The sequence below is a fragment of the Microcella daejeonensis genome, assembly GCF_026625045.1.
GTDB classification, from domain to species: Bacteria; Actinomycetota; Actinomycetes; order Actinomycetales; family Microbacteriaceae; genus Microcella; species Microcella daejeonensis.
In genome coordinates this window covers 471629-493041 of sequence record NZ_CP113089.1, presented here as the reverse complement: position 1 = coordinate 493041, position 21413 = coordinate 471629, and the positions used below count along the sequence as shown (strand labels likewise).

The window sequence follows — 21413 nt, the reverse complement described above, 5'->3', positions numbered from 1 at the left end:
GCGGGGCGTCGTCGGGCGGGGCACGGGGACCGCCCTAGCTGTCGCGCTCGACCGGGCCCGTGCCCTCGCGCTCGTCGGGCTCGCCGCCGGCCGGGTAGTCGTCGCGCTCGGGGCGGCGGCGCAGGACGAGGATGCTCGCGGCGAGCCCGCCCCAGATGATGACGAGCGCCCCGATGAGGAAGGTGATGGCGATCGGGGTCATCGGCGGGCCTCCGCTCGCGTCGGCAGATCGGCGGGCGCCGGCCAGGGTGCGAGGTCGTCGGGGGAGCGGCGCCAGCGGAGGGACGTCAGCACGATCGCGCCGACGACGATGAGGCCCAGCGAGCCCCAGCCGACGATCCCGAGGTAGAGGAAGGGGTAGACGTCGTACCCCTCGGTGAGCAGCGCGACGATGCGCGTCACCAGCATGACGGTGAGGACGAGCGGGGCGAGCCCCCCGACGAGCACCGTCCACCACCGGCCGACGGGGATGGTCGACACCGCGGTGAGGTGCCCGCGCAGCTCCGCCCCGCGGCGCAGCACGAGGATCACGAGCACCGTGGTGAGGATCGCGGAGGCGACGATGCCGATGTTGTTGACGTAGTGGTCGACGGTGTCGAGGGCGATGAGTCCGGTCGTGGTCGAGAACAGCAGGATCGACAGCACCGCCGACACCCCGCCGATCGTCGCCGCCGCCCGCCGCGGGCCGACGCCGAACTTCTCCTGGAACGCGGCCGAGACGACCTGCAGCACCGACAGCAGCGAGGTGAACCCGGCCATGACGAGCGAGCCGAAGAAGAGCACCCCGAAGATCGGCCCTCCCGGCATCTCGGCCACGATCGCGGGGAAGGTGACGAAGGACAGCCCGACCCCGGTGAGGCCTTCGAGGTCGCCGACCGCGACCCCCTGCTGCACGGCGAAGAACCCGAGCGTGGCGAACACGCCGATGCCGGCGAGGATCTCGAACGAGGAGTTCGCGAAGGCGACGACGAGCCCGGGCGCGGTGAGGTTCGCGCGGCGCTTGCGGTACGAGGAGTAGGTGATCATGATGCCGAAGGCGATCGACAGCGAGAAGAAGATCTGGCTGTAGGCGGCGATCCACACCGCCGGGTCCGCCAGGGCGGCGAAGTCGGGCGTGAAGAGGGCGTTGAGCCCCTCGGCCGCGCCGTCGAGGAGCAGCGCACGGATCACGAGCGCGAGGAACCCGACGAGCAGCAGCGGCAGGAAGATCACGTTCGCCCGCTGGATGCCCTTCGCGACTCCGAGGCCGAGCACCACGATCACGGCGATCCACACCAGCGCCAGCGGCACGAGCACGCCCGGTACGACGTCGAGGCTGAGCCCCGGGTCGGAGACGCGCAGGTACTCGCCCTGGAAGAACCCGGCGGGGTCATCCCCCCACCGGATGTCGAACGAGAAGACGAAGTAGCTCAGGGCCCAGGCGATGACGACCGTGTAGTAGAGGCCGATCACGAACGCGATCGCGACCTGGAACCAGCCGAGCCCCTCGAGCAGGCGGCCCGCGCGCGCCCCGCCGAGGCGGCGCAGGGCGGTCGGGGCGGCTCCGCGGAACCGGTGCCCGATCGCGTAGTCGAGGAAGAGGATCGGGATGCCCGCCGTCAGCAGCGCGACGATGTACGGGATGAGGAACGCCCCGCCGCCGTTCTCGTAGGCCACCCCGGGGAACCGCCAGATGTTGCCAAGGCCGACGGCCGAGCCGATGGCGGCGAGGATGAACCCGACCTGACCGGTGAAGGCCTCGCGGGGCTGTCCCGCGGCGCTCGGGCTGGATCGTGGCATGCGGGGCTCCTCCGGGTGTCTCCAGGACGGCGCGCGCCGACGGGCTCCGCGCGGTCGGCAACGCTACCAGCGCGCTGATGCGCGCGCCTCGTGCCGGCCGGCCGTGCGGCTACTGCGCGGGTCCACTCCGCCCGGCGGTTCCGCGGGCTCGGGCCGCTCCGACCGCGCCGGGAGCACCCCGCCGGGAGCCCCCCCGGGACCTCCCCGCCCATCGGAACAGCGCGGCCAGGGCGATCGCGGCGGATGCCCCGCTCGCGATGCCCGCCGCGACCGTGTCGCCCGCCGCGGCGTCGTGGGGCTCGACCAGCAGGCCGCGCGCGAGCAGCACCGCGCCGGTCATGCGCGGCGGGGCGTCGTCGGGTGGGGCGCGGGCCGAGCCTAGGCTGTCGGGCATGTCCTCCGTCGAGCCCGCCCTGCCCCGCAGCCGCGCGCTCGTTCCGGGGTTGGTCTGGCGCGGGGCGAGCGCCTCCACCAACACCGACCTCGTCGCGCGCGCCCGCGATCTGCCCGATCTCGCGGTCATCGCGACCGATACCCAGACCGCGGGGCGGGGGCGGCTCGATCGCGCCTGGTCGGCCCCGTCGGGCGCGGCGCTGGCCGTGTCGGTGCTCGTGCGGCTCGACGCGGCGACGACCGCGGGGCGCGCGCGGCCCGCGGCGACGACGTCGGCGCTGCTCGGCTGGCTGCCCCTGCTCGCCGGCACCGCGATGGCCTCGGCGGTGCGCCGCCTCGGCGTGGAGGGCGCCGGCGTGAAGTGGCCGAACGACGTGCTCGTCGACGGACGCAAGCTCTGCGGGGTGCTCACCGAGCTGACGCCGACCGGCGTCGTCATCGGCGCCGGTCTCAACACCGCCATGACCGCCGAGCAGCGGCCCGTGCCGACGGCCACGTCGCTGCGCATGGAGGGCGTCTCGCCCGACGGTGAGGACGCGGCGACCCTGCTGGACCGCGCCCTCGCGGCCTATCTGGACGAGCTGCTTGGTCTGATCGGCCTCTGGCGCCGGGCGACCGGCCCGGCGGAGCTGCGCGCCCGGGTGGAGCCGCTGCTGCAGACGATCGGTCGCGCCGTGCGCATCGACCGGCCCGGCCTGCCGCCGCTGCTGGGCGCCGCGGTCGGCCTCGACGATGACGGGAGCCTGCGGGTGCAGCCCGCCGAGGGGCCGTCGATCGCCGTCTCCGCGGGTGATGTGACGCACCTGCGGTATGAATAGCGCATGACCGGCGAGCAGCCCCGCGTGCCCGAGAGGGTCATCGCCCGCGTGCGGCCGCACGCCCGCGCGCTCGCCCTGCCGAGCCTCGTGCTCATCGCCGCGTGCGGCGGGGCCGCGTACGGGGTGACGGCGCTCGAGGAGGAGTGGCAGCGCATCGCGGCGCTCGCCGCCGGGGCCCTCGTCGCTGTCCTGCTGTTCCTGCTGCCGCTGGTGCGCTGGCTCGGCACCCACTACCTCATCACCACGCGCCGCGTCGTGCTGCGCACCGGCCTCATCGCGCGCACCCGCCAGGAGCATCTGCATGGCCGCAGCCACGACGTGCGCCTGCGCCAGTCCCCGCTCCAGCGCCTGTTCGGCTCGGGCGACGTGCTCATCAGCACCGGTCTCGGCACCCCGGTGGTGCTGCGGGATGCCCCGCGCGCGCTGCTCGTCCAGGAGGCGCTCGGCGACCTCGTGGAGGCGAGCACCTCCTCCGTCGCCGCGCAGCGCCGCCCGACCGCGGCGACGAGCGTCCTGCCGTCGGCGGGGCGCCAGCGCGCGCGCTGACCGGCGCCGGGCGTTGCCCCGGAGGTCGCCGCCCGTTCACCGGGCCTGCCTAGCGTCGCCCCGTGCGAATCTCCGTCATCGGCTGCGGGTACCTCGGCGCCGTGCACGCCGCGTGCATGGCCGACGCCGGCCATGAGGTCGTCGGCATCGATCGCGACGAGGAGAAGGTGCGGATGCTCTCCGCCGGCCGCGCGCCCTTCTTCGAGCCGGGCCTGCCCGAACTGCTCGCCCACCCGCCCGGTCGGCTGCGCTTCAGCACCGACATCGCCGACGCCGCCTCGGCGAGCGTGCACTTCATCACGGTCGGCACGCCTCAGGTCGCCGGGGGGACGGCCGCCGACGTCTCCTTCGTCGACGCGGCCGTCGACGGTCTTCTGCCGCACCTCTCCGCCGGCGACGTGGTCGTCGGCAAGTCCACCGTCCCCGTCGGGACGGCCGGGCGTCTCGCCGCCCGCATCGAGTCGGCGGGGGCCCGGCTCGTGTGGAACCCCGAGTTCCTGCGGGAGGGCCGTGCGGTCTCCGACACGGTGGCCCCCGATCGTGTCGTCTACGGCGTCGCCGAGGGGGATGAGACGAGCGTCGGGGTGCTCGACGCGGTCTACGCGCGGTCGCTCGAGCGGGGCATCCCGCGCATCGTGACCGATCACGCGACGGCGGAGCTGGTGAAGATCGCCGCCAACTCCTTCCTCGCCACCAAGATCTCGTTCATCAACGCGATGGCCGAGATCGCCGAGGCGACGGGTGCCGACGTGACGACTCTCGCCGATGCGATCGGGCACGACGCCCGCATCGGCCGCCGGTTCCTCAACGCCGGCATCGGGTTCGGCGGCGGATGCATGCCGAAGGACATCCGGGCGTTCCAGGCGCGCGCGGCGGAGCTCGGTCTCGCCTCGAGCCTCGCCTTCCTCGACGAGGTCGATCAGATCAACCTCCGTCGTCGGCAGCGCGCGGTCGATCTCGTGCGCGAGGAGCTGGGCCCGCTCGAGCGACGCCGCATCGCCGTGCTCGGACTCGCCTTCAAGCCCGACTCCGACGACGTGCGGGATTCGCCCGCCCTCGAGATCGCCTGCCGGCTGCGGGCGCTCGGCGCGACCGTCACGGCCACCGATCCCGAGGCGATCACGACGGCGCGGAGATCGGCCCCCGAGATCGAGTACGCGGTCGGCGTCCGCGCCGCGGTGCACGGCGCGGACGCCATCGTCGTCGCGACCGAGTGGCCGCAGTTCCGCGCCCTCGTCCCCGCAGAGGTCGCCCGCTGGACGGCGGCGCGCGTCATCATCGACGGGCGCAACTGCCTCGACGCCGAGGCCTGGCGGGCGGCGGGATTCAGGTACCGAGGGCTGGGTCGCTCCTGACCGGATGCCCTCCCGCCGTCTCATCGTGAGGGCGGCGCCCCCGGCGGGGGTGGAACACCCACCATCGGTAGAGGGCGAAGCGGAACAGGCTGCCGAGCCCCAGCCCGACGACGTTGGAGGCGATGTTGTCGGCGAGAAGGCTCGTGAAGCCGAGCAGCTCGCGCGAGATCGCGAGGCAGCCCACGGCGATGAGGAGGCCGCCGATGCTGACGAGCACGAACTCCACCGCTTCGCGCAGCGGCGGCCGACGGTGCTCGAGGCGGAAGGCCCAGTAGCGGCTGCCGATCCAGTTGGCGACGATCGCGACCGAGGTCGAGACGATCTTCGCGATGATCGGGCCGGCCTCGACCTCCTCCGGCGCGAGCACGGTCGCGCGCAGAACATTGAACAGGACGACGTCCACGACCAGGCCCACGACGCCGACGACGCCGAAGCGCCCGACCTGGGCGAGCAATCGGGGCACAATCGCCTCTCGGTTTATCGGCCAGAATGGAGCGGTTCGCGTTCCGCATCCTATCGAGGAGGACCATGGCCGTCGTCGGCGTCATCGGAGGTGGGCAGCTCGCGCGGATGATGATCCCCGCAGCCGTCGCGCTCGGCATCGAGATCCGCGTGCTCGCCGAGGCGGAGGGCTCCTCGGCCCGTCTCGCGGCGACGGAGGTCGGCGACTACCGCGATGCCGCGACCGTGCTCGCCTTCGCGGCCGGATGCGATGCCATCACCTTCGACCACGAGCACGTTCCGCAGGAGGTGCTCCGCGCCCTCGAGGCCGAGGGCGTCGCCGTGCGGCCCGGCCCCGACGCCCTGCTCTACGCGCAGGACAAGCTGCTCATGCGCGAGCGCCTCGGCTCCCTCGGCGTCGCGATGCCCGACTGGGCGCGCATCGAGACCGCCGAGCAGCTCGGCGCCTTCCTCGCCGATCACGGCGGGCGCGCCGTCGTCAAGACCGCGCGCGGCGGCTACGACGGCAAGGGCGTGCGGATGGTCGACGACGCCCACGACGCCGACGACTGGCTCGCCGAGGGCGCGGTGCTCGTCGAGGAGCTCGTCGTCTTCCAGCGCGAGCTCGCGCAGCTCGTGGCGCGGCGCCCCAGCGGCGAGATGCGGGCGTGGCCGCTCGTCGAGACCGTGCAGCGCGGCGGCGTCTGCGCCGAGGTCATCGCTCCGGCCCCGCACGCCGGCGCGGCGACCGTGCGCGCCGCCGAGCAGCTCGCCTTCACGGTGGCCGAGGGGCTGGGCGTGACCGGCGTGCTCGCCGTCGAGCTCTTCGAGGCGGCCGACGGTCGTCTGCTCGTCAACGAGCTCGCCATGCGCCCGCACAACAGCGGCCACTTCTCGATCGACGGCTCCACCACGAGCCAGTTCGCGCAGCACCTCCGGGCCGTGCTCGACTGGCCGCTCGGCGACACGGCGCCCGTGGCCCCCGTCAGCGTGATGATCAACGTGTTCGGCGGGCTGCCCGAGAAGAGCATCCGCACCGCCCTCGCGCACCAGCCCGCGGTCGCGGTGCACGCCTACGGCAAGGATGCCCGTCCCGGGCGCAAGGCCGGGCACGTCACCGCGATCGGCACCGAGCTCGACGACACCGCGTACCGCGCGCGCGCCGCCGCCGCCTGCTTCGACGCCTGACCCCTAGCATGGAGCGCGTGCCCGCAGCCCGCATCGCCGTCGTCATGGGATCAGACTCCGACTGGTCGGTGATGCAGCACGCCGTCGACGCGCTCGACGAGATGGGCCTCGAGCACGAGGTCGAGGTGCTGAGCGCGCACCGCACCCCCGACGCGATGATCGCCTACGGGCGTGCGGCGTCGGCCCGGGGCATCCGCGCCATCATCGCGGGCGCCGGGGGCGCCGCCCATCTGCCGGGGATGATCGCCTCCGTCACGACGCTGCCCGTCATCGGCGTGCCCGTGCCTCTGAAGCACCTCGACGGGATGGACAGCCTGCTGAGCATCGTGCAGATGCCGGCGGGCATCCCCGTCGCCACCGTCTCGATCGGCGGGGCGCGCAATGCGGGTCTGCTCGCGGCGCGCATCGTCGGATCGAGCGAGCCGGAGGTCGCCGAGCGGCTCGCGGCATTCGCTGCCTCGCTCGAGGAGGCCGTCGCCGCGAAGAACGAGGCGCTGAAGGCCACGGTCGCCTCCCGGCGCTCGTGAGCCTCGTCTCGCCCCTGCGGCTGCCCGACACGCGGCAGCCCTCCCTCATGACCCGCCGCGGCTGGTGGCTGCTCGGGCTCAACCTCCTCATCCCCGGCACCGCGCAGCTGCTCGCCGGCAATCGGCGCTGGGGGCGCTTCGCCGTCGGTGCGACCTTCACCCTGTGGGCCATCGCGCTGGCGGGTCTCGCGCTCTTCCTGCTCTGGCGGCCCGTCGCCCTGACCATCGCGACCAACGTCGTCTCGCTCTGGGTGGCGCAGCTGGGGCTGGTGTTCTACGCCGTGCTGTGGCTCGCGACGACGATCAACGCGTTCACGCTCGTGCGTCTCGGCACCGTCGCGCCGACGGCCAGGGGCCCGCTCGCCGCCTTCACGGCGCTGAGCCTCGTGCTCGCCGTGGGCACGACCGGTTGGGCCGCCTGGAACACGGGCGTCGGTCGCGACGCCCTCGGAGCCGTCTTCGCTGACGGCTCCATCGAGGATCCGATCGACGGGCGGTACACGATCCTGCTGCTCGGCGGCGACGCCGGGCCCGACCGCACCGGCCTCCGTCCTGACTCGATCAGCCTCGCGAGCATCGATGCCGACAGCGGCGCCGTCACCATGATCGGCATCCCCCGCAATCTCTACAACGCGCCCTTCTCGGAGGGGTCCCCGCTGTGGGGGGAGTTCCCCGACGGATACACCTGCGGCGACGACTGCCTCATCAGCTACCTCTACCCCTACGCCGAGGAGCACCCCGAGCTCTACCCCGACGCCGAGGCGGAGGGCTCCACTCCCGGTATCGAGGCCATGAGGGACGCCGTAGAGGGCGTGACGGGCATCCCGGTGCAGTACACGGCCCTCATCGACATGCAGGGCTTCGAGCAGCTGATCGACGCGCTCGGCGGGGTGACCGTGACGCTCGAGCAGCCCGTCGAGGTCGGCACCAATGGGCGCCCGCTCGAATTCGTGATCCCCGCGGGCGAGCAGCGGCTCGACGGGTTCACCGCGCTGTGGTTCGCCCGCACCCGCTACAACATCACGGACTACCAGCGGATGGAGCATCAGCGCCAGCTGCAGGAGGCGATGCTGCGGCAGCTCGAACCGGCGACGGTGCTGACGAGGTTCCAGGCCATCGCTGAGGCCGGCACCCAGGTCGTCAAGACCGACATCCCTCAGGCCATGCTCGGGCGCTTCGCCGACCTCGCCGTGCAGTCGCGGGAGCATCCCGTCAAGGACCTCGAGCTCGTGCCGCCGACCCTCGACAACGTCAATCCGGACTACGCGGTCGCGCGCCAGCTCGTCGCCGACGCCGTGGCTCCTCCGGAGCCCGCCGCGCCGTGACGCACGGCTCTACAGATCGGCGTGCAGCTGCCAGGTCTTCTCGGCGGCATCGCGCCAGGTGAACGCCTTCGCGCGATCGCGCCCCCGCCAGGCCAGTTCGTGCGCCGCGTCCGCGTCGGCGAGCAGATCGCGAAGGCTCTCGGCGAGCCGGCGCGGGAAGGTCGAGGCATCGTCGCGCGGGACGACCAGACCCGCGTCGGCGACCACTTCGAGCAGCGTCGGGGCGTCGGAGTGCACGACGGGAGTGCCCAGGCTCATGGCCTCCAGCGCCGGCAGAGCGAGACCCTCGGCGATGGACGGCATCACGAGCGCACCGGCGCGCTGGTAGACGACCGCGAGCTCGGCGTCGCTCAGCACGCCCAGGCGCCGCACTCGTCCCTCGGGGAGGCGCGCGTCACGCAGCACCCCGTCGAGCTCGTCCTGCGGGTCGGTCTGCGATCCGACGAGGACGAGCGGGACGTCGGGCGCGTGAAGATCGCCCATCGCCCAGACCAGGTCGCGGATGCCCGTCCGCGCGGTGAACGGTCCGACCGCCACGACGTAGCGGTCAGGCAGGTCCAGCGCTGACGCGAGGGCGTGGCTGTCGGCGGGCGGGGTCACCGAGGGGCTGACAGCGCCGGCGATCACCCGCACGCGGTCGCCGAGGTCCAGCACGGTCGAGAGCTGATCGGCCACCGCGTGCGTCGGCACGACGACCGCATCGGCGTAGCGCTCCGCCCGGCGCCCCATCGTCCGCGCCCACGAGGCCGATCGCGCGGGCATGGCGTCCGGATGCGTCCACGGGACGGCGTCGTGGATGGTGACGACGATCTGCTCTCCGGGCGCGCTCGAGCGGTCGTGACGGTACAGGGGCGCGAAGAGACTCGGGGCGTGGATCATGCCGGAGCCGGGCAGACGGGTGAAGCCGTGCTGCCATGCGGCGGCGAGCTGCCGCCGGTCGAGAGCGCTCTTGAAGAGGCCGGACAGGCCGGGCAGCTCCTCGGCTATCCGTGCGTACTCGGATTCCGGAGATGACGGCACGATCCCCGTCACACGGCATCCCGACGGGGCCGTATCGATCAGGTGGCGCACGAGCTCGAGCGAGTAGCGCCCGACACCGCTGGGTTCGGGGGAGCCCACCTGGTCGAGCACCACGCGCAGCGTCGTCGCGCTCATGGTGCCCCCTGGTGCTCGCGCTGCGAGGCGCGACGCCGGGCCGCGCCGCCGTCGCTGGTCGGTCCTGTCGACCCTACCAGCGCGGATCATCGCGGCCGCTCTGGGCTCCCGGCGTGCGCGCGGGCGCGCGCCCCGCACGGCAGAATGGGGAATCGCCCCGCCCGCCGACGCCCGAGAGACAATGACCTCCATGCCCCGCCCCCGCACCATCGCGGTCGTCGTCGCCTACAACCGTCGCGACCTCCTCATCGAAGTGCTCCAGGCGCTCGGGGACCAGACGGAGGCTCCGGCTGCGATCGTCGTCGTCGACAACGCCTCGACGGACGACTCCGCCGCGGTCGCCGCGGCCGCCGGGCCGCGCGTCGAGCTCGTGCGACTCGAGCGCAATACGGGGGGCGCAGGGGGATTCGCCGCGGGGCTCGCGCATGCCCTCGAGCACCACCAGCCCGACTGGCTGTGGCTGATGGACGATGACACGGTGCCCACGCCGACCGCCCTCGAGCGGCTGCGGGCGACGGCGGAGTCGGCGGGAGCGTCGGTCGCCGGCTCCCGAGTGATCTGGACGGACGGCACCGATCACCCGATGAACACGCCGCGGCGCAAGCCCTTCGTGCGGCGCGATGAGCGGGAGCGGGCCGAGCGCGCCGGCGGCACGGCCATCCGCAGCACGTCGTTCGTCTCGATGCTGGTGAGTGCTGCTGCGGTCCGACGCGTGGGCCTGCCGCTCGCCGACTACTTCATCTGGAACGACGATTTCGAGTACTCGACCCGCCTGCTGCGGGGCGAGCGCGGCATCTTCGCTCCGGAAAGCATCGTCGTGCACAAGACGCGCGTGCTCGGGTCGACCGACGCCGATCCCGGAGCCCGCTTCTACTACGAGGTGCGCAACAAGCTGTGGATGCTGCGGCGCTCGCACAGCCTTCATCGGCTCGAGAAGGTGCTCTACGGGGCGTCCTCGGTCCGGCGGTGGATCCGCACCGCGGTGCGGAGCGAGGATCGCGCGGTGCTCGGAGATGCGTTCCGGCGCGGCTGGCGCGACGGCTGGCGCACGGATCCGCGGCCGACGGCGGTCGTCCTCGACGGACTCCCCGTCTCGGCTGCGGTGAAGCGCGCGGATCGAGACGGCGGCGAGGGCGGCCGATGACGGCTCTCCCCTTCTCTCTGCTGCTGCCCGTCTACGGCGGAGACCGAGCCGACCACTTCGCGAAGGCATTCCGCAGCAGTGTTCAGGAGCAGACTCGCCCTCCCGCGCAGGTGGTGATCGTGCAGGACGGTCCCGTCGACGAGGCGCTCGAGTCCGCCATCCGGCACGCGGTCGCGGAGAGCGCCGTGCCCGTCGAGCATCTCGCGCTCCCGGCGAACGTCGGGCTCGCGGACGCGCTCACCCAGGGGCTGGCGCGCTGCGAGCATGACATCGTCGCGCGGATGGATGCGGACGACATCTCGTTGCCTGCGCGATTCGAACGCCAACTGCCGCTCATCGAGGGCGGTCTCGATCTCGTCGGCACCGGCATGTACGAGTTCCTCGACGATGTGGGCACGATCGTCGGATCGCGCATCCCGCGCACGGATCCGGCCGAGATCGTCGCGTACTCACGATTCCACGATCCGTTCAGCCACCCCACGGTGGTGTACCGGCGCTCCGCCGTCCGTGACGCCGGCGGGTACCAGCCGCTGGGCCTGATGGAGGATTACTGGCTGTTCGCGCGGATGATCGCAGCGGGCGCCGCCGTCGGGAACGTGGCGGAACCGCTCGTCATGTACCGGGTCGGTGAGGGTGCCTACGCGCGCCGGGGCGGGATCGAGCAGTGGCGCAGCGAGCGGGCGCTGCAGATCGCCTTCCGGCGGATCGGTTTCACCACGCGCGCGCAGTTCGCCCGCAATCTCCTCGTCCGCGGCGTCTACCGATTCGTGCCGGAGCGCGTGCGCCGCGTGGCCTACCGCCGTCTCATCGCGCGTCCTCCGCGCTGAGACCTCAGCTGCAGCACCGCGGCGGCAAGGCACCACGCGAGCCCGCCGAACACGGAGAGCAAGCCGCTGATGGCCACGATCGGCCATGCCGGCGGGCGGAACTCCACCGAGATCACGTCACCAGCCCGGGCGCCCTCCAGGTCGAGAGTAAGGAGGTAGCCGCGATGCGGATCGGTCAGGCTCGCGCCGTCGACGACGTACCCCGGCCACGCGAGACGACTCGTCACGATCGTCCCCTGGTCGACGTCCTCCAGGACCGTCGCGCGCAGCCCCGTTTCTGACTGCTCGTCGATCCGAAGGGTGGCGCCGGTCGACGCCCATTCGATCCCCCCAGCGGGTGGCACGGGATCATCCCTCACGAAAAGCCAACCGGACCCTGATTCGTCGACCATGCTCCAGCCGCTCGGTGCCGACGGGGCGCGGGGGCGCCCCTCCTCCTCCAGTACGAGCACCGAGGAGAGGCTCAGGAGGTCTGCGAGGCGTTCGCCGGTCGCGGCATCCTGCTCGAAGAGGGTCTCGAAGGCGGCCTGGCAGGTAGACCCGCGCAGGTCCATGCACAGATCCTCCGCGTACTCGCGGTACTGAAGGACGGTGTAAGTGTTCTGGACCTCGGCATCGCTGAAGTACCAGAGGTTGGCGGCGAGGACGTCATCCCCTCCGGTGCGCAACCTGCCCAACGCCGATCCGACGACGAAGGTGTCCCCCTCCGCCTCGTTCAGTACATCGCTCAGCTCTTGCACGCCGGCTTCCGCTCCGTAGTCGGGCAGGGGGCTGGTCCGCAACCAGTACATCTGCGGCAAAACGGCGAGAACTGTCGCGGCGACTGCCACGGCGGCGAGGGTGGACTGCAGCGACTGCCGCGTGAGCGGGCGCAGACGCCCGGTCGCGAGCGCGCGCATGGTGGCGAGCGCAAGGAGCCCGATCGCGATCGAGAGCGCGACCCGGGCCGCGGTTTCAGGCTGCTGAGCCCACGCGGCGAATCCGCCGGCGACCATCAGGATGGCGGTTGCGACCCAGCGGCCCGTCGTCACTTCGGGCCACCGAACCCTGCTCATGAGTACGACGGCGATCACGATCAGCGCGATTCCGAGATACGGCATCATCCGCACCGGAAACCGTAGCGGTCCGACCGCGCTCGGCCCAATGACAAGGAGGAGCATCACGGTGGCGGTGCCGATCGCAGGGGCGAGCTCTTCGAGAGTCGTGCGCGGCGCGGGGAGCGTGAGAAGAATCAACGGGAGGAACCAGGCGATGTACTGGAGGGGCGTGCCCGGAAAGGCCCCCCACCAGGCCTCGATCGAGACCGAGCCGGTCGCGACGCTCGAGGCGAGGAGGTCGCTCAGATCGGCGTTCAGAAACCCGTCATTGGCGATACCCGTGGATGCTCGGACCGAGACCCCGGAGGTCAGGATCGCCGGCAGGTAGATCACGATGCTCAGGAGAGCGACCACCAGGCCGGCCAGGAGCACGCGGAGCGCCGACGCACGCTCGGAGCGGACCGCGTGCTGGAGGAGCGTCACGATCATCAACGTCGCCAGACCGAGGACGCCGAACACGTAGCCGGCCGTGACGAGGAGGCCGGCCGATACGAGGAGGATCCAAGGATTCCGACCCATGGAGACCCGACGCAGTCCCCACCAGGCCATCGGGAAGAGGGCGGAGGTCATGAGCCCTGTCACCCATGAGGGGGCATCCATGTAGACGGTGAAGCCGATGAGCGGTGTCGCGATTCCGGCGACCGCCGACCAGGGCGAGCTCGCACCGAAGGAGCGGACCAGCAGAACGGTACCGATGCTCGTCCCGACCAGCAGTGAGATCTTGACGACCGTCGCGAGAACCGCCATGTCGTCACTCGCCCGGGTGAGGAGGGCGATCACGGTCGTCAGTGGGCTGAGCAGGCCCCACTGCCCCTCCGCGAGAAAGTTGCCCGCCTGCCATTGCGAGGGGCTGAGGATGCTCCAGGTGCCACTGACCCACCGCTCCCCCAGCTCCCACCACTGTCCTACCGCGCCGGTCTGCGTGTCGTCGAAGTAGTAGAACCTCGGCACCAGAACGGCGCGGCCGACGGCGAGAGCCGCAGTGACGAGAGCCGCGAACACCACGGCGATCGCCGTCGCACGCGACTCGCGATGACGAGCGGCTCGGGCCGCGGTCGCGGGAGCGGCGGTCGGGAGTGCGGTCATGTCTGCCTTCGCGAGTCAGTAGGGGAGGGCGCTCCTGGACAGGTTCGTCACCTCACCGGCGCACGGGTCATGGTAGCCGGGCCTCGCCTCGCCTAGCGTCGATGCTCGCAAACGACCCGCTCATGATGGACAATGGCGTCATCAGTCTCGGGGGAGGCTGCTCTACGGGGGGCACGTGATCACAACACCGCACGCGACGATGCGTCGAGCATCGTGTCAAGTTCGAACGGCTGTCGCCGCGGCGATGGCGCTGGTACTGATCGTGATCGTGTGCGTCGCACAGCAGCAGGCGGCCATGCCGGCCCGCGCCGCGGATCTCTCGCAGTTCGATCCGGGGAACATCATCAGTGATGAGGTGTTCTTCGACTCCCGCACGATGACCGAGGCCGAAATCCAGTCGTTCTTCGAGTCCAAGGTCTCCCGATGCAGTACCGGTCGTCAATGCCTCGTCAACTGGAGGGGCGACACCGCGACCCGCGAGGCGACGAGCCGATGCGCGCGCTACGAGGGCGCCGCGCAGGAGTCGGCGGCGCGAGTTGTCTGGAAGGTCGCTCAGGCTTGCGACATCAATCCCCGCGTCCTGATCGTGATGCTGCAGAAGGAGCAGGGCCTCGTCACGGCGACGGCGCCGTCCGACTACGCGTGGCGAGCGGCCATGGGGTACGGGTGTCCCGACACCGCTGCGTGCGACTCGGCCTACTACGGCTTCTACAACCAGGTGTACAACGCTGCGGCGCAGATGCAGCGCTACACCCAGACGTCCTCCCAGTGGCGCTACCAACCAGGCCGGAACAACACGATCCAATGGCATCCGAACGCGGCCTGCGGGTCGACCTCGGTTTACATCCACAACCAGGCGACTGCCAATCTCTACATCTACACGCCGTACCAGCCCAATCGGGCGGCGCTGAACGCCGGGTACGGCATCGGCGATGGATGCTCCTCCTACGGCAATCGGAACTTCTACAGCTACTTCGTGGACTGGTTCGGTCCGACGACCTACGACGTCCCTGGAACGATCGGCACCCTGTGGCGTTCGATCGGAGCCTCGGCGAGCGAGGTGGGGAGTCCCCTCGGACCGCAACTGGTGTACAGCCCGAACGGCGGAGGCTACGCCCAGGAATTCACCAAGGGGTACATCTACGCCAGCGGTTCCGGCATCGCCGCGCTCCGGAAGAACAGCGCGATCTTCGCCCGCTACTCCCAGCAGGGATCGCAATACGGCTCCTATGGATGGCCGCGCACGAGCGAGTCGTGCGACGCGTTCGGCTGCGTCTCCGCTTTCCAGGGGGGAGCCATCGGGTGGACTCCTGGAGGGGGTGTTCAGGAGATCACCGGCGACGCGTGGCTCGTGTACTTCGGGCAGGGGCATGCGACAGGGCAACTGGGTGCCCCGACGCAAGCCGTGGTCGCGTCGACGGACGGTCGCGGGTCGGTACAGCGCTTCACGGGCGGCGTGGTCTACCTCGGTCCCGGCGGCAATCACCATCTGCTCTCGAGGAGCGGGATCACTCAGGCCTACGAGGCGGCGGGGGGGCCTGCGGGGCGGTTCGGATGGCCAGTCACCTCCGAGGTATGCGCAGGAGGTGCTTGCTGGGTCGAGTTCGAGTCCGGTGTGCTGGGCTGGACTCCCTCCACAGGGGTGCAGCAGGTGGTCGACGCGTCGTTCGGCGCGTACCGGGCTGCGGGCGGTCCAGCCGGCGTACTCGGCGTTCCCGTCGGACCCGAAGCGAACTACTCGGTCGCTGGTGGCGGATCTGCGCAGGACTTCAGGGGTGGCTACATCTACCGGCGTGGTTCTGACGCACTCGCGCTGAGGAAGAACAGCAGCATATTCCAGCGATACGCCGCTACCGGATCTCAGTACGGCCCTCTGGGCTGGCCGCGGGAGGCGGAGCAGTGCATCGGGTCGGAGTCCTGCACTGCGGTATTCGACCAGGGCCGGATCGTCTGGAGCCCGTCGGGCGGGGTGCACGCGGTGACCGGCGCCATCGAGGATGCGTTCGCCGCCGCCGGTGGACCCGGCGGCCTCCTCGGGGCGCCGACCAGTGCCGCGTTCGACTACGCCGTGGCGGGGGGCGGTGCGGCGCAGGACTTCCGGGCCGGCTACATCTACTCGTCGCGTAGCGGAACATTCGCGCTGCGCAAGAACAGCGGCATATTCCAGCGGTACGCGGCCATGGGCTCCCAATTCAGTTCACTGGGGTGGCCGGCGAGCGCGGAGACATGCCCCACGGGCACCACCTGCTCGGTCGACTTCGCGTCCGGCATGATCGGATGGTCTGCTGCCGGTGGCGTGCATGTGGTGCCCGAACCCTTCGCCGCGGAGTACCGACGCGTCGGAGGGCTCTCCGCCGTAGGGGCCCCGACGAGTGCCGTCTTCTCTGACGCCGCTCGGGGAGGCGGCCGAGCGCAGGCCTTTCAGAACGCATACGCCTACGCGTCGCCGTCGGGCACCGCGGTTCTCATGACGAACACCCCGATCTTCCAGCAGTACGCGCGACTGGGTTCGCAGCGAGGCGATCTGGGATGGCCCGCGTCTTCCGAATCCTGCTCCACGACGGCTTGCACCGTCAGCTTCCAGGGCGGGCAGCTGATGCTCGACATCGTGAGCGGAGTCGTCACGCGGTCGCGATGACGGGGCATCGAGGCGCGCGCGAGACTCGCGGTACTGTGGAGGCCATGAGCAATCTGCTGATCACGGGGGGCGCCGGCTTCATCGGCGCCAATTTCGTCCGTTACCTCATCGAGAACACCGATCATCGCGTGACCGTGCTGGACAAGCTGACGTACGCGGGGAGCCGGGCGTCGCTGGCGGGCCTCCCGGGGGACCGAGTCAACCTGGTGGTCGGCGACATCGTCGACGCCGACGTGGTCGCTCCCCTGGTGGAGAACGCGGATGCCGTCGTCCACTTCGCCGCCGAGTCGCACAACGACAACTCCCTCGAGGACCCGACACCGTTCCTCTCCACCAACATCATCGGCACGTTCACGTTGCTCGAGGCCGTGCGACGAGCGGGCACGCGGTTCCATCACATCTCGACCGACGAGGTCTACGGGGACCTCGAGCTCGATGATCCTGAGCGCTTCACGGAGTCGACGCCGTACAACCCGTCCAGCCCCTACTCCTCGACCAAGGCAGGCTCGGACTTGCTGGTCAGGGCGTGGGTGCGGTCGTTCGGGGTCCAGGCGACCATCAGCAACTGCTCCAACAACTACGGTCCGCTTCAGCACGTCGAGAAGTTCATCCCCCGTCAGATCACCAATGTGATCGACGGCGTCTCCCCGCGGCTCTACGGACAGGGGCGGAACGTGCGGGACTGGATCCACGTCGACGACCACTCGAGCGCTGTCCTTGCGATTCTGGAGAGGGGCCGTATTGGCGAGACCTACCTGATCGGTGCCGACGGGGAACGCAGCAACGTCGAGGTGGTCGAGGCGATCCTGGGCCTCATGGGGAGGGACGCCGGGGCCTACGATCTTGTGACCGATCGTGCGGGGCACGATCTCCGTTACGCCATCGATTCGAGCAAGCTGCGGGACGAGCTCGGGTGGGCCCCGTCCTTCGGAGACTTCGAGAAGGGCCTCGAGTCGACCATCGCGTGGTATCGGTCGAACGAGGGCTGGTGGCGTGAGCAGAAGCACGCCGCCGAGCAGAAGTACGCGCTGACCGGGCAGTGATCTCGACACCGCGAGGGTCGTGCCCGATGGCCGGCCCCGACTTCGCGTGCCAAACGTTCGTGACGATCGAAGGACGATGAGATGATCAAGAAGGCCGTCGTGACCGGGGCGAGCGGATACATCGGGCGGCATCTCGTCGCCGAGCTCGCTCGGCGCGGAGTGGAGACGGTCGCGGTCTCGCGGTCTCCGATATCCGACGTCCCCACCGGGGTTCGTTTCATGGTCGAGGACGTCTTCGCTCCCTCGGAAGAGCTGATGGCCGAGATCTCCACAGCCGACGTCCTGCTGCACTTCGCCTGGAGGGACGGATTCGTCCTGCAATCGCGCGCGCACGGTGACGATCTGTCTTCCCATCATCGATTCCTCCTCGCCGCGGCGGACGCCGGAGTCGGGCGCATCGCGGTCGCCGGGACGATGCACGAGGTCGGGTACCACGAAGGTCCGGTGACCGCAGAGACCCCAGAGAGGCCGGCTTCGCCGTACGGCGTGGCGAAGCGCGCGCTCCGCGAGCTCCTCGCGCTTCAGCTCCCCGGGCGATCTGTCGACCTCCAGTGGCTCCGATGCTTCTATATCGTCGGCGATGACGAGCACAGCCAGTCGGTGTTCTCGAAGATCCGCGCGGCGGCGCTGAGGGGAGACCCGATCTTTCCCTTCACCAGCGGCAAGAACGAGTACGACTTCATCGACATCGGCGTGCTCGCAGTGCAGATCGTCGACGCCGTGTCGCAGGGCGAGCACACCGGCATCATCCACTGCTGCAGCGGCGTGCCGGAGTCTCTCGCCGACCGAGTCGAGCGGTACATCTCGGACAACGGCTGGCGCATCCGGCTGGAGTACGGCGCCTTCCCCGACCGACCCTTCGACTCGCCCGGCATATGGGGCGACGCCACCACCATCTCCCTCATTCAGAACGGCACCGTGCGCTGAAGCGCACCTGTGCACGAACGACAGGACCCTGCAGACATGTCACTCCGCGACGAACTCCTCGATCTCATTGGCCGTAGCGCCTCTGTGGATGACGCCCGACGGCTCTCCCGGTACGTCGATCTGGTGCTCGCTGATCGCAACAGCTTCCACACGGATGACGAGCTCTACGCATGGATCGATGGGATCCGCGACCGCAGCGCGGTGGTGCTCGAGCGCAAGCCGGTGACGCAGCTCCGAGGGTGGCACGTCGACGCCGCGTCCGGCGAGATCTACCACGAGTCCGGTGAGTTCTTCCGGATCATCGGGGTGGAGATCAAGAACGCCGAGCGCGAGGTCAGCGGATGGGACCAGCCGTTCGTCTTCCAGAAGGAGATGGGGGTGCTCGGCATCATCCGGACCACTTTCGACGGCGTCGACCATTTCCTGCTGCACGCGAAGGCGGAGCCGGGCAACACGCTCCTCTTCCAGATCTCCCCGACGCTCCAGGCCACCTACTCCAACCTCAAGACCGCGCACGGCGGCAAGGTCCCCCGGTTCTCCGAGTTCTTCGTGGGCGAGGGCGACCGACGGTCGACCGTCTTGTACGAGAAGTGGCTGGCCGAGGACGGGGGTCGCTTCTTCCTCAAGTCGAACCTCAACGTCCTGGTCAGCGTCGAGCCCGAGGATCTGCCCGAGATCCCGGACGACTACCGCTGGTTCACCCTCTCGCAGATCAAGCGATTCCTCCTGCACGACAACTACATCAACCCGCACGTGCGGAGCATCCTATGTCACATTTGAGAATCGGAGTCCTCGGGGCTGCCAAGATCGCGGAGAAGAGCACGCTCCCCGCCATCGTCTCGGCTGGTGGTGTCGACATCGTCAGCATCGCGTCGCGCGATCTCGACCGGGCTCGGATGCTGACAGAACGATTCGGCGGCGCGCCCCGCGGGCGGTACGAGGACGTCGTCGACGACCCTTCCATAGACGCGGTGTACGTTCCGCTCCCCATCGGGTTGCACCGCGAATGGGTGAGCCGAGCGCTCGAGGCGGGAAAGCACGTGCTCTCGGAGAAGTCGCTCGCCGGCGGTTACGGCGACGTGCGGTACCTCGTCGACATGGCTCGCGACCGCGGTCTCGTCCTCTTCGAGAACTTCATGTGCGAGACGCATCCGCAGAGCATCGAGGTCAGGGATCTGGTGGCACAGGGTGGCATCGGCGAGCTCGCTCATTTATCGCTCTCCTTCGGATTCCCCTCGTTCGCGCCCGACGACCAGCGCAACAGCCGTGCGCTGGCCGGGGGCGCGCTCAATGATGCCGGGGCCTACTGCGCGGACATGGCGGTCTTCTACAGCTCGCAGCTCCCGACGTCGGTGTTCGCAACCGCTGACTTCAGAGGTGCGGACGTCGATCAATGGGGCACTGCAGCCATCACTCTCGACGGCGGTGCGGTCGCGCACCTCTCGTACGGTTTCGGTCTCGACTACCGCAATGAGGCGCGGTTGTGGGGTCAGACCGGACGGATCGAGGTAGACCGGGCCTTCTCGATCCCCGCGGACCGCACCCCGTCGGTGACGGTGATCCGCAATACCGGCCCCACCGCGCTGAGCATCGCGCCGACCGACCAGTTTGCCACCCAGATCCAGCGGTTCGTCGAGACGATCAAGGCGGGTTCTGGCGCAGAGGAGCTCGACCGACGCCAGACGCACGGACTCCTCATGGAGGCGATCAGAGAATCCGCTTCCCGCGGCCGGTCCGTCGAGATGTCCGAGTTCCCCGAGTGGGACGATCTCGCCAGCCGCATCAGGGTGCGTCATGAGTGACGTGGAGAAGGCGGGCGCCGACGGTGGGCAGCAGCCTCCTCCTTCGAGCGCCGGGATGAGCGGCCCACCCGGTCCGCTCCTCCGATTCGTTCGCGATGAGCGCGTGGCGTTCCTGATCGTCGGTGCGGCGAACACCGCGATCGGATTCCTGTGGTTCACGCTGTTCCTGTACACGGTCGGCCCCTTCTGGGGGTATATGAGCGCGTTGGTCCTCTCCCACATCGCCGCGGTGCTATGCGCATTCGTGCTCTACCGACGCTTCGTGTTCCGCGTGCGTGGCAACACGCTGCGTGACCTGATGCGGTTCGAGAGCGTCTACCTGGTTGCGCTGGCGATCAACGCGATGCTCCTTCCGGTCCTCGTCGAGTTCGCCGGGGTGCCTCCCTTGCTCGCGCAGGCGCTGATCGTCTTCGTCACAACGCTCGTCAGCTACTTCGGTCATCGGAACTTCTCGTTCCGTCGCCGCGGAGGGAGAAACCCATGAATCCCCGCCTTTCGGTCGTGATGCCGACCTTCAACAACGCTCCCTTCGTCGAGGACGCCGTCGAGTCGATCCTCACGCAGGATCACGACGACTTCGAGCTGGTCATCGCGGATCACAGTTCGAGCGACGGCACATGGGAGAAGCTTCAGCGATTCGCATCGGATCCGCGAGTGCGACTGCTGACGACCGAGGCTGGAGGCGGTGCCGAACGAAACTTCAATCGTGTCTCCGCCGCGGCCGTCGGAGAGTACGTGAAGATGGTCTGCGGAGACGATCTGCTCAAGCCCGGTGTGCTCGCTCGGCAGAGCGCGATCCTCGACGACAATCCTGACGCGGTCTTGACCGCGTGCCCGCGAGAGATTGTGGATGCACGGGGACGGACGATCATTGCATCACGCGGGCTGGCGGGGCTCACGCGGGCGATGCCGGGTAACGAGGCGGTGCGCGTCGTCGTGCGTTCTGGATCCAACCAGTTTGGGGAGCCGGGCTCCGTGATGATGCGGCGTCGCGAGCTCGAGGAGGACGGCTTCTGGTTCTTCACTTACCCGTACCTGGTCGATCAGGCGACCTACTGCAGGATCCTCATGCGTGGCCGATTCGTCCCCGACCTCACGGTTGGCGCGGTGTTCCGCATGAACGGAGGGCAGTGGAGCGTGGCCCTGCGAGGCAGCCAGGCCGAGCAGGTGAAGGGATTCCATCGCTGGCTCGCCGAGCACCATCCGGATGCGGTGTCGCCAATCGATGAGCGAATCGGAAACCGGCGAGCGGCGCTCATGGCAATCAAGCGACAAGTCGCTTACATCGTTCTACGCAACCGGATGCGTTGACATGCGGGGCG

At 69.9% G+C, this 21413-nt stretch carries 21 protein-coding genes; 15 read left to right on the top strand and 6 right to left on the bottom strand.

Annotated elements, in window-relative coordinates:
• Window positions 1-34: 34 nt before the first annotated feature.
• The 3 genes from OVN18_RS02410 to OVN18_RS02400 form a co-directional block, all read right to left on the bottom strand.
• Entirely contained in the window at window positions 35-202 is a 168-nt protein-coding gene (locus tag OVN18_RS02410; protein WP_267781699.1) for a methionine/alanine import family NSS transporter small subunit, read from the bottom strand.
• The gene (locus OVN18_RS02405) at window positions 199-1779 is read right to left on the bottom strand and encodes a sodium-dependent transporter (protein ID WP_267781697.1); all 1581 of its coding nucleotides are present in this window, start codon (window positions 1777-1779) and stop codon (window positions 199-201) included. Before OVN18_RS02405 ends, OVN18_RS02410 begins: the two co-directional genes overlap by 4 nt.
• Window positions 1780-1888: 109 nt before the next feature.
• Entirely contained in the window at window positions 1889-2173 is a 285-nt protein-coding gene (locus tag OVN18_RS02400; protein ID WP_267781696.1) for a hypothetical protein, read from the bottom strand.
• Between OVN18_RS02400 and OVN18_RS02395 the strand changes: the two genes are divergently transcribed.
• The 3 genes from OVN18_RS02395 to OVN18_RS02385 all read left to right on the top strand — a co-directional run bounded on the left by OVN18_RS02395 (window position 2172) and on the right by OVN18_RS02385 (window position 4891).
• Window positions 2172-2990, top strand: coding sequence for a biotin--[acetyl-CoA-carboxylase] ligase (locus OVN18_RS02395; RefSeq protein ID WP_267781695.1), 819 nt, complete (start codon window positions 2172-2174; stop codon window positions 2988-2990). The two genes, OVN18_RS02400 and OVN18_RS02395, sit on opposite strands and share 2 nt — an antisense overlap.
• A gap of 3 nt (window positions 2991-2993) precedes the next feature.
• Entirely contained in the window at window positions 2994-3536 is a 543-nt protein-coding gene (locus tag OVN18_RS02390) for a PH domain-containing protein (RefSeq protein ID WP_267737962.1), read from the top strand.
• 62 nt (window positions 3537-3598) lie between these two features.
• The gene (locus tag OVN18_RS02385; protein WP_267781694.1) at window positions 3599-4891 is read left to right on the top strand and encodes a UDP-glucose dehydrogenase family protein; all 1293 of its coding nucleotides are present in this window, start codon (window positions 3599-3601) and stop codon (window positions 4889-4891) included.
• Here OVN18_RS02385 and OVN18_RS02380 read toward each other — a convergent pair.
• Complete coding sequence (locus OVN18_RS02380; RefSeq protein WP_267737961.1) at window positions 4863-5354, bottom strand: GtrA family protein; 492 nt, start codon at window positions 5352-5354, stop codon at window positions 4863-4865. The two genes, OVN18_RS02385 and OVN18_RS02380, sit on opposite strands and share 29 nt — an antisense overlap.
• A gap of 65 nt (window positions 5355-5419) precedes the next feature.
• Between OVN18_RS02380 and OVN18_RS02375 the strand changes: the two genes are divergently transcribed.
• From OVN18_RS02375 to OVN18_RS02365, 3 genes are read left to right on the top strand one after another with little or no spacing between them, the layout of a single operon-like run.
• Entirely contained in the window at window positions 5420-6520 is a 1101-nt protein-coding gene (locus tag OVN18_RS02375; RefSeq protein WP_267781693.1) for a 5-(carboxyamino)imidazole ribonucleotide synthase, read from the top strand.
• Between the two features lie 8 nt (window positions 6521-6528).
• Window positions 6529-7047, top strand: a complete 519-nt coding sequence (gene purE, locus OVN18_RS02370) for a 5-(carboxyamino)imidazole ribonucleotide mutase (protein WP_267781692.1) — start codon at window positions 6529-6531, stop codon at window positions 7045-7047.
• The gene (locus OVN18_RS02365; protein ID WP_267781690.1) at window positions 7044-8372 is read left to right on the top strand and encodes an LCP family protein; all 1329 of its coding nucleotides are present in this window, start codon (window positions 7044-7046) and stop codon (window positions 8370-8372) included. The genes purE and OVN18_RS02365 overlap by 4 nt, the downstream gene beginning before the upstream one ends.
• 9 nt (window positions 8373-8381) lie before the next feature.
• Here the strand turns inward: OVN18_RS02365 and OVN18_RS02360 are convergent, their stop codons facing one another.
• Window positions 8382-9527: a glycosyltransferase family 4 protein gene (locus OVN18_RS02360; RefSeq protein ID WP_267781688.1), complete on the bottom strand. Its 1146-nt coding sequence runs from the start codon at window positions 9525-9527 to the stop codon at window positions 8382-8384.
• Window positions 9528-9717: 190 nt separating this feature from the next.
• Here OVN18_RS02360 and OVN18_RS02355 point away from each other — a divergent pair, with 190 nt between their 5' ends.
• On the top strand, window positions 9718-10671 hold the full coding sequence (locus OVN18_RS02355; RefSeq protein WP_324287791.1) for a glycosyltransferase: 954 nt from the start codon (window positions 9718-9720) through the stop codon (window positions 10669-10671).
• Complete coding sequence (locus tag OVN18_RS02350) at window positions 10668-11498, top strand: glycosyltransferase (protein ID WP_267781684.1); 831 nt, start codon at window positions 10668-10670, stop codon at window positions 11496-11498. The genes OVN18_RS02355 and OVN18_RS02350 overlap by 4 nt, the downstream gene beginning before the upstream one ends.
• Here OVN18_RS02350 and OVN18_RS02345 read toward each other — a convergent pair.
• Window positions 11465-13681: a glycosyltransferase family protein gene (locus OVN18_RS02345; protein WP_267781682.1), complete on the bottom strand. Its 2217-nt coding sequence runs from the start codon at window positions 13679-13681 to the stop codon at window positions 11465-11467. The genes OVN18_RS02350 and OVN18_RS02345 overlap by 34 nt on opposite strands.
• Window positions 13682-13856: 175 nt before the next feature.
• On the opposite strand from OVN18_RS02345, the gene OVN18_RS02340 reads away from it, so the two are divergent.
• The 7 genes from OVN18_RS02340 (at window position 13857) to OVN18_RS02310 (ending at window position 21402) form a co-directional block, all read left to right on the top strand.
• A complete protein-coding gene (locus OVN18_RS02340) occupies window positions 13857-16319 on the top strand; it encodes an LGFP repeat-containing protein (protein ID WP_267781681.1) in 2463 nt (820 codons plus the stop codon).
• 44 nt (window positions 16320-16363) lie between these two features.
• A complete protein-coding gene (gene rfbB, locus OVN18_RS02335) occupies window positions 16364-17362 on the top strand; it encodes a dTDP-glucose 4,6-dehydratase (RefSeq protein WP_267781680.1) in 999 nt (332 codons plus the stop codon).
• 81 nt (window positions 17363-17443) lie between these two features.
• Window positions 17444-18289 (top strand): NAD-dependent epimerase/dehydratase family protein, encoded by an 846-nt coding sequence (locus OVN18_RS02330; RefSeq protein WP_267781678.1) that lies wholly within the window; start codon window positions 17444-17446, stop codon window positions 18287-18289.
• Window positions 18290-18325: 36 nt separating this feature from the next.
• Window positions 18326-19069: an NDP-hexose 2,3-dehydratase family protein gene (locus OVN18_RS02325; protein WP_267781677.1), complete on the top strand. Its 744-nt coding sequence runs from the start codon at window positions 18326-18328 to the stop codon at window positions 19067-19069.
• Window positions 19057-20091, top strand: coding sequence for a Gfo/Idh/MocA family protein (locus tag OVN18_RS02320; RefSeq protein WP_267781675.1), 1035 nt, complete (start codon window positions 19057-19059; stop codon window positions 20089-20091). The genes OVN18_RS02325 and OVN18_RS02320 overlap by 13 nt, the downstream gene beginning before the upstream one ends.
• Window positions 20084-20575: a GtrA family protein gene (locus OVN18_RS02315; RefSeq protein ID WP_267781673.1), complete on the top strand. Its 492-nt coding sequence runs from the start codon at window positions 20084-20086 to the stop codon at window positions 20573-20575. The genes OVN18_RS02320 and OVN18_RS02315 overlap by 8 nt, the downstream gene beginning before the upstream one ends.
• Window positions 20572-21402, top strand: a complete 831-nt coding sequence (locus OVN18_RS02310) for a glycosyltransferase family 2 protein (RefSeq protein WP_267781672.1) — start codon at window positions 20572-20574, stop codon at window positions 21400-21402. The genes OVN18_RS02315 and OVN18_RS02310 overlap by 4 nt, the downstream gene beginning before the upstream one ends.
• The last annotated feature ends 11 nt before the right edge of the window (window positions 21403-21413 follow it).